16 protein-coding genes and 2 pseudogenes are annotated in these 12,864 nt (G+C 70.1%); 9 read left to right on the plus strand and 9 right to left on the minus strand.

What is annotated here, in order from left to right:
- Window positions 1-132 precede the first annotated feature (132 nt).
- The 3 genes from HNR25_RS00005 to HNR25_RS00015 all read left to right on the plus strand — a co-directional run bounded on the left by HNR25_RS00005 (window position 133) and on the right by HNR25_RS00015 (window position 2,489).
- Window positions 133-933 (plus strand): exodeoxyribonuclease III, encoded by an 801-nt coding sequence (locus HNR25_RS00005; RefSeq protein WP_312862266.1) that lies wholly within the window; start codon window positions 133-135, stop codon window positions 931-933.
- Window positions 934-971: 38 nt separating this feature from the next.
- Complete coding sequence (locus tag HNR25_RS00010; protein ID WP_184638600.1) at window positions 972-1,754, plus strand: alpha/beta fold hydrolase; 783 nt, start codon at window positions 972-974, stop codon at window positions 1,752-1,754.
- Between the two features lie 81 nt (window positions 1,755-1,835).
- Window positions 1,836-2,489 carry an HAD-IA family hydrolase gene (locus HNR25_RS00015; protein WP_221457789.1) on the plus strand — a complete coding sequence of 218 codons (654 nt, stop codon included), beginning with the start codon at window positions 1,836-1,838 and terminating at the stop codon, window positions 2,487-2,489.
- A gap of 370 nt (window positions 2,490-2,859) precedes the next feature.
- On the opposite strand, the pseudogene HNR25_RS00020 reads toward HNR25_RS00015, so the two are convergent.
- From HNR25_RS00020 to HNR25_RS00030, 3 genes and pseudogenes are all read right to left on the minus strand, one after another.
- A pseudogene (locus HNR25_RS00020) lies at window positions 2,860-3,246 on the minus strand (tyrosine-type recombinase/integrase); the annotation flags it as partial.
- 241 nt (window positions 3,247-3,487) lie between these two features.
- The gene (locus HNR25_RS00025) at window positions 3,488-5,047 is read right to left on the minus strand and encodes an MFS transporter (RefSeq protein WP_312862267.1); all 1,560 of its coding nucleotides are present in this window, start codon (window positions 5,045-5,047) and stop codon (window positions 3,488-3,490) included.
- A gap of 118 nt (window positions 5,048-5,165) precedes the next feature.
- Window positions 5,166-5,723, minus strand: a complete 558-nt coding sequence (locus HNR25_RS00030) for a TetR/AcrR family transcriptional regulator (RefSeq protein ID WP_184632255.1) — start codon at window positions 5,721-5,723, stop codon at window positions 5,166-5,168.
- Between the two features lie 93 nt (window positions 5,724-5,816).
- Here HNR25_RS00030 and HNR25_RS00035 point away from each other — a divergent pair, with 93 nt between their 5' ends.
- The gene (locus HNR25_RS00035) at window positions 5,817-5,987 is read left to right on the plus strand and encodes an FAD-dependent oxidoreductase (RefSeq protein WP_184632257.1); all 171 of its coding nucleotides are present in this window, start codon (window positions 5,817-5,819) and stop codon (window positions 5,985-5,987) included.
- A complete protein-coding gene (locus tag HNR25_RS00040) occupies window positions 5,987-6,466 on the plus strand; it encodes an FAD-dependent oxidoreductase (RefSeq protein WP_184632259.1) in 480 nt (159 codons plus the stop codon). The genes HNR25_RS00035 and HNR25_RS00040 overlap by 1 nt, the downstream gene beginning before the upstream one ends.
- On the opposite strand, the gene HNR25_RS00045 is transcribed toward HNR25_RS00040, so the two are convergent.
- Window positions 6,408-6,830, minus strand: a complete 423-nt coding sequence (locus tag HNR25_RS00045; RefSeq protein ID WP_184632261.1) for a hypothetical protein — start codon at window positions 6,828-6,830, stop codon at window positions 6,408-6,410. The two genes, HNR25_RS00040 and HNR25_RS00045, sit on opposite strands and share 59 nt — an antisense overlap.
- On the minus strand, window positions 6,827-7,114 hold the full coding sequence (locus HNR25_RS00050; RefSeq protein ID WP_184632263.1) for a hypothetical protein: 288 nt from the start codon (window positions 7,112-7,114) through the stop codon (window positions 6,827-6,829). Before HNR25_RS00050 ends, HNR25_RS00045 begins: the two co-directional genes overlap by 4 nt.
- Window positions 7,115-7,274: 160 nt before the next feature.
- On the opposite strand from HNR25_RS00050, the gene HNR25_RS00055 reads away from it, so the two are divergent.
- The 4 genes from HNR25_RS00055 to HNR25_RS00070 all read left to right on the plus strand — a co-directional run bounded on the left by HNR25_RS00055 (window position 7,275) and on the right by HNR25_RS00070 (window position 9,053).
- On the plus strand, window positions 7,275-7,598 hold the full coding sequence (locus HNR25_RS00055) for a hypothetical protein (protein WP_184632265.1): 324 nt from the start codon (window positions 7,275-7,277) through the stop codon (window positions 7,596-7,598).
- Window positions 7,595-7,981, plus strand: coding sequence for a hypothetical protein (locus HNR25_RS00060; RefSeq protein ID WP_184632268.1), 387 nt, complete (start codon window positions 7,595-7,597; stop codon window positions 7,979-7,981). The genes HNR25_RS00055 and HNR25_RS00060 overlap by 4 nt, the downstream gene beginning before the upstream one ends.
- 452 nt (window positions 7,982-8,433) lie before the next feature.
- Window positions 8,434-8,643: a hypothetical protein gene (locus HNR25_RS00065; RefSeq protein ID WP_246463485.1), complete on the plus strand. Its 210-nt coding sequence runs from the start codon at window positions 8,434-8,436 to the stop codon at window positions 8,641-8,643.
- Between the two features lie 32 nt (window positions 8,644-8,675).
- A complete protein-coding gene (locus tag HNR25_RS00070; RefSeq protein WP_184632270.1) occupies window positions 8,676-9,053 on the plus strand; it encodes a hypothetical protein in 378 nt (125 codons plus the stop codon).
- Between the two features lie 429 nt (window positions 9,054-9,482).
- Here HNR25_RS00070 and HNR25_RS00075 read toward each other — a convergent pair whose 3' ends face one another.
- The 4 genes and pseudogenes from HNR25_RS00075 to HNR25_RS27200 form a co-directional block, all read right to left on the minus strand.
- Window positions 9,483-10,007: a GNAT family N-acetyltransferase gene (locus HNR25_RS00075; protein WP_184632272.1), complete on the minus strand. Its 525-nt coding sequence runs from the start codon at window positions 10,005-10,007 to the stop codon at window positions 9,483-9,485.
- Complete coding sequence (locus HNR25_RS00080) at window positions 10,001-10,486, minus strand: rhodanese-like domain-containing protein (RefSeq protein WP_184632274.1); 486 nt, start codon at window positions 10,484-10,486, stop codon at window positions 10,001-10,003. The genes HNR25_RS00075 and HNR25_RS00080 overlap by 7 nt, the downstream gene beginning before the upstream one ends.
- 162 nt (window positions 10,487-10,648) lie before the next feature.
- The gene (locus HNR25_RS00085) at window positions 10,649-11,629 is read right to left on the minus strand and encodes a DJ-1/PfpI family protein (RefSeq protein ID WP_184632276.1); all 981 of its coding nucleotides are present in this window, start codon (window positions 11,627-11,629) and stop codon (window positions 10,649-10,651) included.
- A gap of 49 nt (window positions 11,630-11,678) precedes the next feature.
- Window positions 11,679-12,445: pseudogene (locus tag HNR25_RS27200) on the minus strand (Tn3 family transposase); the annotation flags it as partial.
- Window positions 12,446-12,864 lie beyond the last annotated feature (419 nt).

The raw sequence follows: 12,864 nt of genomic DNA on the forward strand, positions 1-12,864 counted from the left end.
GACACCACCGCCTCCGCCCAACGCGACGCCGCACGCTCCAACCGCACCTACACCACCCTGCGCGACCTCACCCAGACACCCCCCACACCGACCTGACCCCGCCCCACCGACCGATTGACTACGCTTACCGACGTGCCCACGACGATCACCACCGTCAACGTCAACGGCCTCCGCGCAGCAGCACGCAAAGGAATCCTGGACTGGCTCGACACCACCGACGCCGACATCGTCTGCCTCCAAGAAACCCGCGCACGCCACGACCAACTGCCCACCACCCTCACCCACCACCCCCGCTACCACCTCCTCCTCGCCCCCGCCGACCAACCCGGACGCTCCGGCGTGGCCATCTACACCCGAACCCCGCCCACCACCCACCGCATCGGCTTCCACACCCCCGAATTCGACACCGCCGGCCGCTACATCGAAGCCGACATCGGCGACCTCACCCTCGCCAGCATCTACCTGCCCTCCGGCGACGTCGGCACCTCCCGCCAAGACACCAAACACCGCTTCATGGACGCCTTCCTGACCTACCTCACCCACCGCACCCGCGACACCACCGCCCACGGCCGCCACTTCCTCCTCTGCGGCGACCTCAACATCGCCCACCACACCCCCGACCTCAAAAACTGGCGCAACAACCGCACCCACTCCGGATTCCTCGACCACGAACGCGCCTGGCTCACCCGACTCCTCGACCACACCCGCACCACCGACGTCATCCGCCACCTCCACCCCCACCAAAACGGTCCCTACACCTGGTGGTCCTACCGCGGCCGCGCCTTCGACAACGACGCCGGATGGCGCATCGACTACCACCTCGCCACTCCCGAACTCGCCGCCACCGCAACCCGCCCCCGCGTCGAACGCGCCCCCACCCACGACACCCGCTGGTCCGACCACGCACCCGTCACCGTCACCTACACCCCATGACCACCCACCCACCCGCCCACCGACCCGAAGGGCCGCCCATGAGCCTGCCGATCGTCCTGGTCCACGGCCTCCGCCTCTCCAGCAGCATGTGGCAGCCCCAACTCGACCTCCTCACCGACCAAGGACGCCACACCCTCGCCTGCGACCTGCCCGGACACGGCAGCCGCCGCGGCGAAGACTTCACCCTCGACGCCGCCGTCCGCACCGTCCACGACGCCATCGACACCCTCGGCGGCCGCGCCCTCGTCGTCGGACTCAGCCTCGGCGGCTTCGTCGCCATCGCCACCGCCGCCGCCCACCCCCACAAAACCGCCGGACTCGTCGCCGCCGGATGCACCGCCCGCCCCGTCCAAACCCTCGCGCAGGTCTACCGGATCCCCACCGCCCTCCTCGACCGCCTCCCCGACAAAGGCCACGCCGTCAACGAACGCTTCCACCGCCTCACCCTCGGCCACGGCGCCAAAGCCGCCCTCGACGGAGGCCTGGCCATGGAAGCCGCCCGCGCCGTCATCGACGAAGTCGCCGACATGGACGTCCTCACCGCCCTCGGCACCTACCCCGGCCCCGTCTGGCTCATCAACGGAGCCCGCGACCACTTCCGCATCCACGAAAAACGCTTCTTCGACGCCTGCACCGACGCCCGCCTGCTCAACGTCCCCCGCGCCGGCCACCTCGTCAGCCTCGACCAACCCGACAACTTCACCCGCATCATCGTCGACGCCGCCGACGTCGCCTCCCTACGCCACCCCAACCCCCCGCCCCGACACCCCACCGCCACCCCCATGCTCGACGACCGCACCCGCCACGACCCCGCTCCCTGACCGCACCACCCCGACATGACCCGCCCAACATCCGCACACACGCACACACCACCGCCCCCGCCACCTAGACTCACCACCGTGATGATCAGTGCACAGGCGCTCCTGTTCGACATGGACGGCACCCTCGTCGACTCCGGCCCCGCCATCCAGCAATGCTGGGACCAATGGGTCGACGAATACGACATCGACCGCACCCGCTTCGACCAGGTGATCGGCCACGGAATCCCCGCCCGCCAAATCGCCGCCCAGCTCCTGCCCGCCGACACCGTCGCCGCGGCCACCGACCGCCTCGAACAACTCGAAATCGACCGCGCCCCCGACCTGCGCGTCCTGCCCGGCACCCGCGAACTCCTCGCCAGCCTCCCCGACGACGCCTGGGCCGTCGTCACCTCCTGCACCCGCCCCCTCGCCGAAGCCCGCATCAAAGCCGTCGGCATCGACCCCCCACTGCTCATCACCGCCGACGACGTCACCACCGGCAAACCCGCCCCCGAGCCCTACCTCACCGCCGCCCGCCGCCTCGGCGCCGACCCCGCCCACACCATCGCGTTCGAAGACGCCCCCGCCGGACTCGCCTCGGCCCGCGCCGCCGGAACCCGCACCGTCGCCGTCACCACCACCACCGCCGCAGACCAGCTCCACGGCCACGCCGACACCGTCGTCACCGACCTCAGCCACGTCGAATGCGCCCCCGCCCTCGAACCGCCCGTCGAGATCCACATCCACACCACCTGAGCCAGCCCCCGACCGGCACCGCCCCGCACCGGACACGCTCAGCGCACGCTCTGCCACCGGTGATTCACCGAGGCGAAAGAGCCGACACGGAGCCGACGTCCCGCCCCTCAGGGCGCTACGGGAGACGCTGGCCCCTACGGATCCACAACCGCCGCCGCCCGGCACCCGGACACACCGGACGCGAACACCGGCGGCCGACGGCGTCCGTGCGGGTCTCAGCCGCGACCGCGCGCACAGCGGAAGCGAGCGAAGGGGCACCACGACACGAGACCGGGCTGACCCCGTCGTCTCGCTGCGGAGGCTGGCACAGCAGACCGGTGCGGGGGGCGAGGAGGATTACTACAGGATTTAGCGGTAGCCCTCCGGCCGCTCACCGGTCAACGGTGAGCGCGTCCAGGGCGGCCGTCTTGTCGGCCTCGCTGGGCAGGGTGTAGCGGCGAGTGGTGTCGAGGTCGGAATGCCCCATCAGCTCGGCGACCAGGACCACGTCGACCGGTGCGGAGGCAAGGTCGCCGCGGCCGCGCACGAGGTCGGTGCCGAAGGTATGGCGCAGCACGTGCGGGCCGAACGCTTCGCCGTCGTCGGCCGGACCGATCCCGGCCGCGGCACCGAGCGCGCACACCGCGGTGTTCGCGGCCCGGGTGGACAGCGCCCCGCCGTCGCGGTTGCGGATCAGCGGCCCCGCGGCGGGCCGGCCAAGCTCGTCCAGCAGCTCTTCCAGGGAGGCACGGGCCTGGGCGTGCAGAGGCACGGCGCGGTCCTTTCCAGAAGTACGACGCTATGCCGCAGGGCGACCGTGTCCTGAGCGCCGGATCCCACTCGCAGGAACCTCAACCCCCGATCTCCGTGGACGGCCGATCGCCCCTGCTCCTCAGAACAGGCCAGTGGCGTGGCACCCCTGGGCGATCAGGCGCGATCCAGTCGGGCCTGGTGACCCAACTTGTGTGGTGCAGGCATACCTGTGTCTGGTCGGGGCGGCTAACAGCGATGCCTGGCTCTCAGTGGCCCTTGGTGACGTCCAGGTCCTTGGGCGTCAGGGCGAAGACCACGATGACCGAGACCAGCATGGCCACGGCCCCGATCCCGCCGACGAGCATCAGCCCGTGGGTGAAGGCCGCCTGAGCCTGGGCGACGGCCTCGATCCCGGAGGAGCCCAGGCCGGACAGGACGTGCAGGGCGCCGCCCAGGGATTCCTGGGCCACCCCCACCTGGGCCGGTTCCAGTCCGGCTGCGGCCAGGTCGGCGGACGATAGTTCGGCGCGGTACAGGGCTGACGCGATGCTGCCCAGGACGGCGATTCCCAGGACCGCGCCCAGTTCGTAGGCGGTCTCCTCGATGGCGGCGGCGCTGCCCGCGTGTTCGGCCGGGGTGCCCGACATGATGACCGCCGAGGCGATGGCCAGTGATCCCATGCCCGCACCGAGCAGGGTGAGGCAGATGGCGATCGGTGTGTAGGTGAGCGGTTCGGGGGCCAGAGCCAGGGCGGCGAAACCCGCGCCGGACAGGGCCAGGCCGCCCACCAGGACGGTGCGGGCACCGATGCGCTGGGCCAGGATCGGGGCCAGCGGCGAGAACACCGCGGCCGCGACGGCCATCGGCACCAGAGCGAAGCCGGCTTGCAGGGGCGACATCCCCTGCACGAGCTGGAGCCACTGCGCCGTGAGCAGCAGGGATGCGCCCATGGCGAACGTGGCGAACAGCGCCGCCACGGTTCCGGCGGTGAAGGAGGACGAGGCGAACAGGCGCACCCGCAGCAGCGGCGAGTCACTGTTCAGGCAGCGCACCACGAACCAGACCAGCAGGGCCAGCGCCACCCCCACCGCCGCGAGCGCCAAGGCGTCGGTGGGGCCTTCCTTGGCGACGCGCTTGATACCCCAGATCAGGGCGGCCATGCCCGTGATGGACAGAACGGTGGCCAGAGCGTCCCAGCGGCCCGGATCGGGGTTACGGGCCTCGGGGAGCAGGAGCACACCGGCCAGCAGTGCCGCGCCCATCAGTGGCACGTTGACCAGGAACGCGGCATGCCAGGTGAAGTGCTCCAGCAGCAGCCCGCCCACGATGGGGCCCACGGCCGCACCCATGGAGGCGACCGCCGCCCAGATGCCCAGGGCTCGGGCGCGCTCGCCCGGGTCGGAGAACAGGCTGCGGATCATCGACAGCGTGGCGGGCATGATCATCGCCCCGCCCACACCCAACAGGGCGCGCACCGCGATCACCATGGGTGCCGACTGGGCCACCACGATCAGCATGGAGGCTCCGCCGAAGATCGCGAAGCCGATCAGGAGCATGCGCTTGCGGCCCCACCGGTCGCCGAGTGTGCTCATGGTGACCAGGAGCCCGGCCAGGACCAGCGCGTAGATGTCCACGATCCACAGCTGCTGGGCCGCGGTCGGGGAGAGCGCTCTGGAGATCTCGGGGAGCGCGACGTTGAGGATGGTCATGTCCATGACCACCACGAGCAGGCTCGCTGCGAGCACGGCCAGGGCGGCCCAGCGGCGGCCAGGCGAGAGGTGTGCGGCGGTGGCGCTCGGGGTGTCGGAAGCGCGTGGGGTGGTCACGGGTTCTCCTGCGGGGATGCGTTCGTCGGCGCGGCGGTGCCTCCGGGCCGCACGTCCCGGGTTCTGGTGACCTGGGCGATTTGGCACGGGTCGGCCGTGGGTGTTGGGGTCATCGTGGTCACTGTCCGTCGTTGCGGTGATGGGTCGTGCCCGTGAGCACCATGGAGGTGACCATCGGGGTGAAGTCCTGTTGGGCGCACCGGCCGCTCTGGATGGCCCAGGCCGCTCCCGCGACCAGGCTGTAGAGGGCTTCGGACATCCAGGCAGCGCTCAGGAGCGGCGTGAACTCGCCGCTGGCCTGGCCGCGTTCGAACAGGCTGGTGACGGCCTGGTCGATGTCATCCCACACCGGGTCTTCCAGGTCCGGGTCGAGGTCCTGGCTCAGCGTGTGGAGCAGCGCCAGGTAGGGAGCGTTGTCCTCCAAAGCCGCCACCAAGCGGCGCACGGCCGAGACGCAGTCGCCCTGGTCGAGTGCGGAGGTCTCGACCGCCGCGTACATCTTCTGACCGGCCATGTCCGAGACCGCCTGCACGAGGGCGGCCCGCCCGGGGAAGTGGCGGTGCAGCGTCGCCCGCCCCACGCCCACTGCCTTGGCGATCTCGTCCTGGTTGGCGTTGGGGCGCCGCCCCAAGAAGTCGGCTGCCGCGAGCAGCATGTCCTCTCGTTCGTTCTTCATGAGTCAAAAGTACCCCACATGAGACTATAATGTCTCATTCATGGAAGGTGATCTGCCCTACCCGGCATCCACGCACCGTGAAACGGAGGACCCATGAGCGAGACCGACCACGTACTCATCGCTGGAGCGGGGGTCGCGGGCCTGACCGCGGCCCTGTGCCTGAACAAGGCCGGCATCGACGCCACCGTCTACGAGGCCCAGCCCGAACACGCCGGCGCCAGCTTCTTCATCTGGGAGCACAGGGCCAGCGGGTCCTGGACCTGATGGGACTGCTCCCTCAGGTCGTGGAACGCAGCCTGCCGATGCCCGACCGGTTCTTCACCCTCGGGGGTGACACCGGACGGGAGATCGTCCACGTGCCCTTCGACCTGGAGAAGAGCAACTCCGCCGGGGCGCGGTGCATCGACCGCTCCACCTTCATGAACATCCTGTTGGACCAGATCCACGAGCAGGGTGTGGAACTCGTGTACGGCAAGCGCCTGCACACGCTGGAACAGACGCCCAAGGCGGTGGAGGTGACCTTCACCGACGGCACCAAGGCTCGGGGCGATGTCCTGATCGGCGCGGAGGGCCGCAGGTCGCCCACCCGATCCCACCTGTTCCCTCAGAGGGCGTTTCGTGGGTTGATGTCCCCTTCTCCGCAGGGATTGGACAAGGCCGGCTGGTCTGGCGGCCGCTGGTGGGCTATGGGCGGTGCTGGGAGAACAATCCCGGCTTGGTCTCGACGAGGATGCCGCGGCTGACCAGGCGTTTGAGCTTGGAGCGCGTGTTCTCGACGTTCTTGGACACGATGGGCAGGTCCAGGCTCTGACACAGGTCCCGCGCGCGCAGCGGCCGGACGAGGTCGGCGAACGCATCCATGATCTGTCGGTAGGCCGGATGGTCGGGCAGCACGGCAGGCGGCTCCGCTGGATCGGCGCCGTCCTCGCCGACCAGGGAGAGCAGGGTCGTGCGGGTGATCCGCAGATGCGCGATCGCCTCGTCGATTTCTGCTGGCGTCGCGGTGAGCTCCTCGATACGGGCCCGGGTCTGCTCGGCCTCGCGGCACAGCGCCCGCTCGCGCGCATCGACGGCCGCCAGCAGCGGTTTCGCCTCGCGGCCGCTCATGCGCCGCGCCAAGAGGGGCTGGAGGTGTGGCGTCGGGCCATCACGTCGCTCATCGCCCAGTACACGCGCGACTCGGAACTGGCGGGCCGGTGCTCGTAGTCGCGGACCGGGCGCCGGTGCGGGGCCAGGGTGCCGTAGGTCTGCTCGATGACCCACCGCTTGGGCTGGGGAACGAACCCCCGGTCGGCCGGGTTGCGTTGCACGATGTCCACGCCGATGCCCAACGCGGCGCCGTGGTCCACGACGGCGCTCTTGAAGCCCTGGTCGACCAGGGCGGTTTCCACGGTGTCGGTCCGGGCGGTGACGCGTTAGCCCGCGTCGTTGCCGGCGGTGTCGGAGGGGACGGCGGCCGCGGCGCGGATGCTCCGGGTGTCCAGCACGACCAGGCTCGGGTCGGATAACCGTCCCCGCTTCTCGCGCGTATGCTGGCGCAGGAGGTCGTGGATGGTCTGGTCGGTTCCGTCGTCGCGCCAGGCGGCGAAACACGGTCCTGTCGCTCTTCCGAACGGCTGGGTACTACTCGAACACGGTGTACGCAGCGGGATGGTGGAGCTGAGCCTGCCCAACCGGTGGAGCCTGCTGCTCCACGTCATGTACCACCCCGGGCAGTCGGCCGAGAACCCCGCCGCGGACGCCGGCCTGGTCACCCGGTTGTGGCCCGAACCGCCGCTGGAACTGGACCTGCGCGCCCTGCCGCGGCTCGATGCCGACAGCGGGACCCAACTTCCAAAGCGCTTCCCGCGTTCCGCCGCGGAGCCCACGACATGAGCACCGAACACGCCGCCCCTGGCCGGAGCCGGGACGACATCCCAATCCCACTGCCCGTCGCGGTCGAGCTGGCGCGTACCGGGTACACCGCCTGGATCGCCACCACCGGCCTGGCCGAGAGGTCCAAGGACACCTACCGCGAGCGCGTCGAGGACTACCTGTCCTGGCTGGCCGCCACGGGAGACGACCAGCACGTCGGCGCCCTGGCCGAGGCGCGCACCCGCGACTGCGCGGTGCGCGACTACCGGCGCCACCTGCTCTCCGGTCATCGCCGGGGGCCGCCCGAGGCGCTTTCCCGGCGGCACGGGCCGCCTCCAGGCCCTCGCGAGCACCCCGCCCCCGGCCAGCCGCCCCACCCCACCCACCTACGTGACCACCGGTGAACACACGGTTCCCATACGAAGTGCAACGTTCACCGCGCGGTGGTTGGGGTGTGACAGCGCGTGTGTCGTCATGGAGCACGGTCCTTTCCGCGCCTCCGCCCCCGCTCCCCCACCCCGGGAGGCCGGAATCCACAGCGACAGAGGAGACCGCGCATGCCCATAGCCGACGCCCCGACAACCCCCCGATCCCCCCGCACCTTCGCTTGACCTTCTCCTTGATCGACTCGCGCTCGGCCTGAGCCAGAAGCTTGGTGGTCATCAGCAGGTCCTGAAGCGGTCCAGGTGCGCGCGCGAGGGCGGCTCGGCGTAGCGGCCATAGCGGGCCGCCTGCTCATCAGTGAGGAACTCAACCGGCATGCCCCCAGAAGCTACGAGTAGGGAGGAACGGCTTAGCGCCGGATCCTGCTCGCTTGTTCCTCAGCCCCGTAGTTACTCACCGGTTACTTGTCCTGTTGCCGTGCGTTCGGGAGAACACCCCCGCCGTGCTGGAGGAGACCCAGGACGGCGCCGGGCTGTGGGCGCTGGCGCGGGTGCACGAGTCCGTCCTGGAGCCGGTGTTGGCCGAGCACGCAGTGATGAGGGTCCCGGATCCTCACGGCTGGTCGGGCTACCGCGCCGAAGGCGTCCTGCACACCGGCCACCGGCTGATGATCAGCATCTGACACCCCGCCCCCGAAGAAGAAGGAGGACCGACGTGTTCGCCGAGACCGTCGCCGTTGACCCCCGCCACCTGAGTGCCCTGCTGGACACCCTCGCCCGCACCGACCCCACCCCGCCACCGCTCCCGGCCGCCCTCCAGGAGCTGGCCGACGTCCTGGCCGGACAGGACCCCGACGCCGACACGTGGCTGGTCCCGGCCGAGGCGCAGTGGACGGCCCTGCACTACGGCAACGCCCTGGATATCCACGGGCTGGACGAGACCGCCGCCGCCACCTACACCCACCCCGCCCTGCGGGCCGAGGACCACGTGCAACGCCAACTCCTGGCCCAGGCGCCGCGCACCGACGCCGCCATGGAAGCCCTGGCCGAGGCCGAACTGGTCCTGCACGCCTCCTACCTGGGGTGTTGGTAAGGAGCGTGTCACCAAATGCCGAGTAACCTGCGAGTAACTTAGCCGGGGTTCGCGGTGAGTGCCGTACTTCTGGAAACACACGGACCGGGCGGCCCCGCTGGCCCGTGGACCTTCCCGATGACCTCGCGACCGGATTCGCCTCCTTCATCGACCGCCTCGTCTCGGCCACCGACCTAGGGACGTCCACCCGCGACAAGTACCGGCGCAGCACCGCCGCGTTCCTGGTCTGGCTCGCCGCCGCCAGGGAAGCCGGCGCCCTGGACCAGCGCGCGCTGTTGCGGTTCCTGCGCACCGTGGCCCGCGACGCTCCGGTGCGGGACGGGCCATCTGTCACCTGGCTTATGAATCCTGTAGCAATCCAGTCTCGGCCCCCACCCGGACATCGACTTCAGCCCGTTCCGTGGCGAATACCGGCAAGGTGCCGGACGGCTACAGCCAGGCGGCGTGACCACCCACGGTCGCTCGGGTCGGGTTTTGTGCTGGGCGAGTGGGGAGTGAGAACTTGACCTTGGGTCGGGCTTGGGCTCCCGCACGGTGGTAGAAGCGGATGGCGTCGGTGTTCCAGTCGGGCGTCTGCCACTGTATTTGTGCGGCGCCGCGGGCTGCTGCCGCGTCCTTCACGGCGTTGAGCAAGGCGTGCCCCCAGCCCCCTCCTCGGTGCGGTTCGGTGACGAACAGGCAGTCAAGGTGGGCGTAGTCGGTTGCCTGCCAGGTGGAGAACTCCCGGGAGTAGGTGGCATAACCGATCAGTTCGCCTCCGTGGTCGACTACGAGGCACCATGCTCTCGGATGTGCCGAGAACAGCACGGGTTCCAGGCGGGTGGCGAGGTCAGCGGGCACGGGTTCGGCGCGCTCGAAGGCAGCGTGGGCGGCGCACAGCCGGGCTATCGCTGGCAGGTCTGCCGCGGTGGCCGGACGGATCACGCCGCCCGGCCGTGCAGTGTCCTTCAGCATGCGCAGGAGATGCCCGAGCGCGGGGCGGTCAGGTCGTCGACAGGGCGCTGCTCGACACTGGTGGCGGAGTTGTAGGCGAAGCCCTCGCGTGCCCAGTACTCGAAGCCGCCGAGCATTTCCTTGACCTGGTAGCCGAGGCGGGCGAAGGCCAGCGCCGCGCGGGTCGCGCCGTTGCAGCCGGGGCCCCAGCAGTAGGTGACCACGGTTTGGGCCGGGTCGATCAGTTGCGGTGCCAGGTCGGCGATCCGTGCGGTGGGGATGTGAAGGGCGCCGGGGATGTGGCCCTGGTCCCAGGCGGCATCGCTGCGGGTGTCGACCACCACGACGCCGGGTGCGCCCGATTCCAGATCGGCGTGGACGTCGGAGACATCCGACTCGAAGGCGAGACGGGCGGCGAAGTGGGCGGCGGCTTCGGCCGGAGCGGCGGCGGGCTTGTTCAGGACGGCGCTGGTGATCTCGGTGGAAGCGGTGGCAGGCATAGGGCGGGTACCTCTTGTTCTTGTTGGTCGGGGCGGGGTCTGGTGGGCCGTGCCGGGTTTCCCCGGCCGACGATGACTCCATCCTTTGATCTTTGAGCCCGCCCTGCGAGTGGCGTAAACGCCTTAAGTCGCGAAGATTTCGCCAGTTGTGCGGAGCGACCCTCAGGGGTGCGTGGGGACGCGGGTGAACGTCTTGCGGTAGGCCGTCGGCGTCGTACGCATCTGGCGGGTGAAGTGGTGCCGGTACGTCGCAGTGCTGTCGAAGCCGACCGCGGCGGAGACCTCGTCCACGGTGCCCTCGCCGGACTCGAGCAGCGGCAGGCTGGCAGCCACCCGCTGGGCGATGACCCAGCGCATGGGGCTCACGCCGTTGCGGCGGGTGAAGTGCCTCAAGTACGAGCGCTCCGACATGCGCGCGGCCCGGGCCAGGGCGGGCACGGACACCGGTGTGTGCAGGTGACGCAGCGCCCAGTTCATGCTCCGTGTGACGCCGTCGTCCTCGGGGCCGATCTCCCCCACCGCCGCCTCGATGAACTGGGCCTGCCCGCCCTCGCGGTGCGGCGGAACGACGAAGCGGCGCGCCACCGCGTTGGCGACGGCCGCACCGTGATCGGCCCGGACCAGGTAGAGGCACAGGTCGATACCGGCTGCGCTGCCCGCGCTGGTGAGGACATCGCCGTTGTCGACGTACAGCACGTCGGGGTCGACCTCGATCTCGGGATGCCGTTCGGCAAGCGTGCGGGCGTAGCGCCAGTGGGTGGTGGCGCGTCGGCCCTCCAGCAGGCCGGTCGCGGCCAGCGCGAACGCCCCTGAGCAGACCGACACCAAGCGCGCCCCTCGCGTATGGGCCTGCAGCAGCGCTTCCACCAGGGCGGGTGAGACTTCCGCCCCAGCCTTGGCCACCCCTGGCACGATCACCGTGTCCGCCGTGTCCAGCGCATCGAGCCCGTGCTCGACGCGCAGCGTGAACCCGCCGACCGCCCGCAGATCCCGGCCGGGCTGTTCGGCGCAAACCCGCAGCTCGTACCAGGGCAGGTCTTCCAGCTCGGGCCGGGACAGGCCGAAGACCTCCACCACCACGCCCAGCTCGAAGGGTGCCATTCCTTCGAAAGCCAGTACGGCCACCGCATGCGTCTTCGTCATGGCCGTATCTTAATGATCTCCAAGATCCAGCCATGCACGACGGTGGGGGTCAGCCGCCCAGGGCCAGGCGGTTGCCCGTGTTCAGGCGGATGTCGCCGTAGGGGTTCATGTTCGAGGAGAACAGCGGCGTGAGCCCGCTCCGGTCCTTGGCCGTCAGCGCGTCCTGCCACTCGGGTTCGGCCAGCACCTCCTGGAGCATCAGCGTGTTCACGTACACCAGGCACACCTGGAGGATGTGCAGGGCGAGCATGGTCAGCTCCTGCTCCTCGCGCCGGGTGGAGGACAGCTCGCCGGTCTTGCCCTAGAGGATCTCGCCGTGGATGCCGTGGGAGTTCTCCACCACGTTCAGCCCCGAGCCCACCTCGTACTGCACGTCGCGGTCGCGCAGGTAATGGGCGCAGAAGGCGGTCTTCTCGGCCCGTCCCACCTCCAGCATCGCCGCGTAGGCGGGGTGGGAGGCGTTGCGGGCCCCTCGATAGTGAAGTAGCGGCCCGGATGTAGCGCAGGTCGTCCTCGGAGTAGGCGTGCTCGCCCGAGGCCGCCCGGCGCAGCCTGGTGTTGGTGCCGTAGGCGTAGATCACCAGGATCAGCCGCTCCCACAGCTCCTCGGCCGTGATGGCCTCGCGGGTGCCGACCCCGGTGAACGCCTCCAGCATGCCGGTGCGTAGCGCGGTCTCCTTGAGTATGTCCAGCAAAGGGACCACACCCCACTTGGCGCGCACCGCCTTCTCCGACCGTCGCAGGTTGCGCGGCCCACCCCAGGCGGGGCAGCGCGTCGTTGAGCCCGGCCAGCTCGGTGACCATGTCGCCGTGCAGGACCCGGCCACCGTGGCCACCCTGCTCGGCCTGCCGGTGGGCGCCGACGCAGTCCAGGTGGTCGCGGCCGCCGCGCTGGCCCGTGAGAAAGCGTTGCGCCAGCTGGTGGTACTCACCGGAGCCGAGACCTACCTGACCGAGGCCGTGCACCAGCCCGCCAACGATGACCTGCACTGATATCCCCACGGCCGGAGGGGCCGCTTGTCCACCGAACACGCCCGCATTCCGCCGCTTCGTCTGGAACGCCCCCGCCGCGGTGACGACCCCGGCCTGCCCGCGCTGCTACACCACGGCTCGGAACCGCTGACGGCGCTTTGCCCCTCGCCGTAGCTTCGGCAGAACCGCGTCTTCATCTGGTGAAGAGATCCTTCATCAGATGAAACCGGTGCGGAGGCCTGGGGGCTGGATGCTGGCGGTCT

Origin of the sequence: Streptomonospora salina (assembly GCF_014204715.1) — a bacterium.
GTDB classification, from domain to species: Bacteria; Actinomycetota; Actinomycetes; order Streptosporangiales; family Streptosporangiaceae; genus Streptomonospora; species Streptomonospora salina.

Excerpts from the sequence above, each read along its gene's own strand:
- HNR25_RS00030 (WP_184632255.1), bottom strand. The coding sequence starts at position 5,723 with ATGAAGAACGAACGAGAGGACATGCTGCTCGCGGCAGCCGACTTCTTG.
- HNR25_RS00055 (WP_184632265.1), top strand. The coding sequence starts at position 7,275 with ATGGTCTGGTCGGTTCCGTCGTCGCGCCAGGCGGCGAAACACGGTCCT.
- HNR25_RS00080 (WP_184632274.1), bottom strand. The coding sequence starts at position 10,486 with ATGCCTGCCACCGCTTCCACCGAGATCACCAGCGCCGTCCTGAACAAG.
- HNR25_RS00035 (WP_184632257.1), top strand. The coding sequence starts at position 5,817 with ATGAGCGAGACCGACCACGTACTCATCGCTGGAGCGGGGGTCGCGGGC.
- HNR25_RS00040 (WP_184632259.1), top strand. The coding sequence starts at position 5,987 with ATGGGACTGCTCCCTCAGGTCGTGGAACGCAGCCTGCCGATGCCCGAC.
- HNR25_RS00010 (WP_184638600.1), top strand. The coding sequence starts at position 972 with ATGAGCCTGCCGATCGTCCTGGTCCACGGCCTCCGCCTCTCCAGCAGC.
- HNR25_RS00085 (WP_184632276.1), bottom strand. The coding sequence starts at position 11,629 with ATGACGAAGACGCATGCGGTGGCCGTACTGGCTTTCGAAGGAATGGCA.
- HNR25_RS00060 (WP_184632268.1), top strand. The coding sequence starts at position 7,595 with ATGAGCACCGAACACGCCGCCCCTGGCCGGAGCCGGGACGACATCCCA.
- HNR25_RS00075 (WP_184632272.1), bottom strand. The coding sequence starts at position 10,007 with ATGCTGAAGGACACTGCACGGCCGGGCGGCGTGATCCGTCCGGCCACC.
- HNR25_RS00015 (WP_221457789.1), top strand. The coding sequence starts at position 1,836 with ATGATCAGTGCACAGGCGCTCCTGTTCGACATGGACGGCACCCTCGTC.
- HNR25_RS00045 (WP_184632261.1), bottom strand. The coding sequence starts at position 6,830 with ATGAGCGGCCGCGAGGCGAAACCGCTGCTGGCGGCCGTCGATGCGCGC.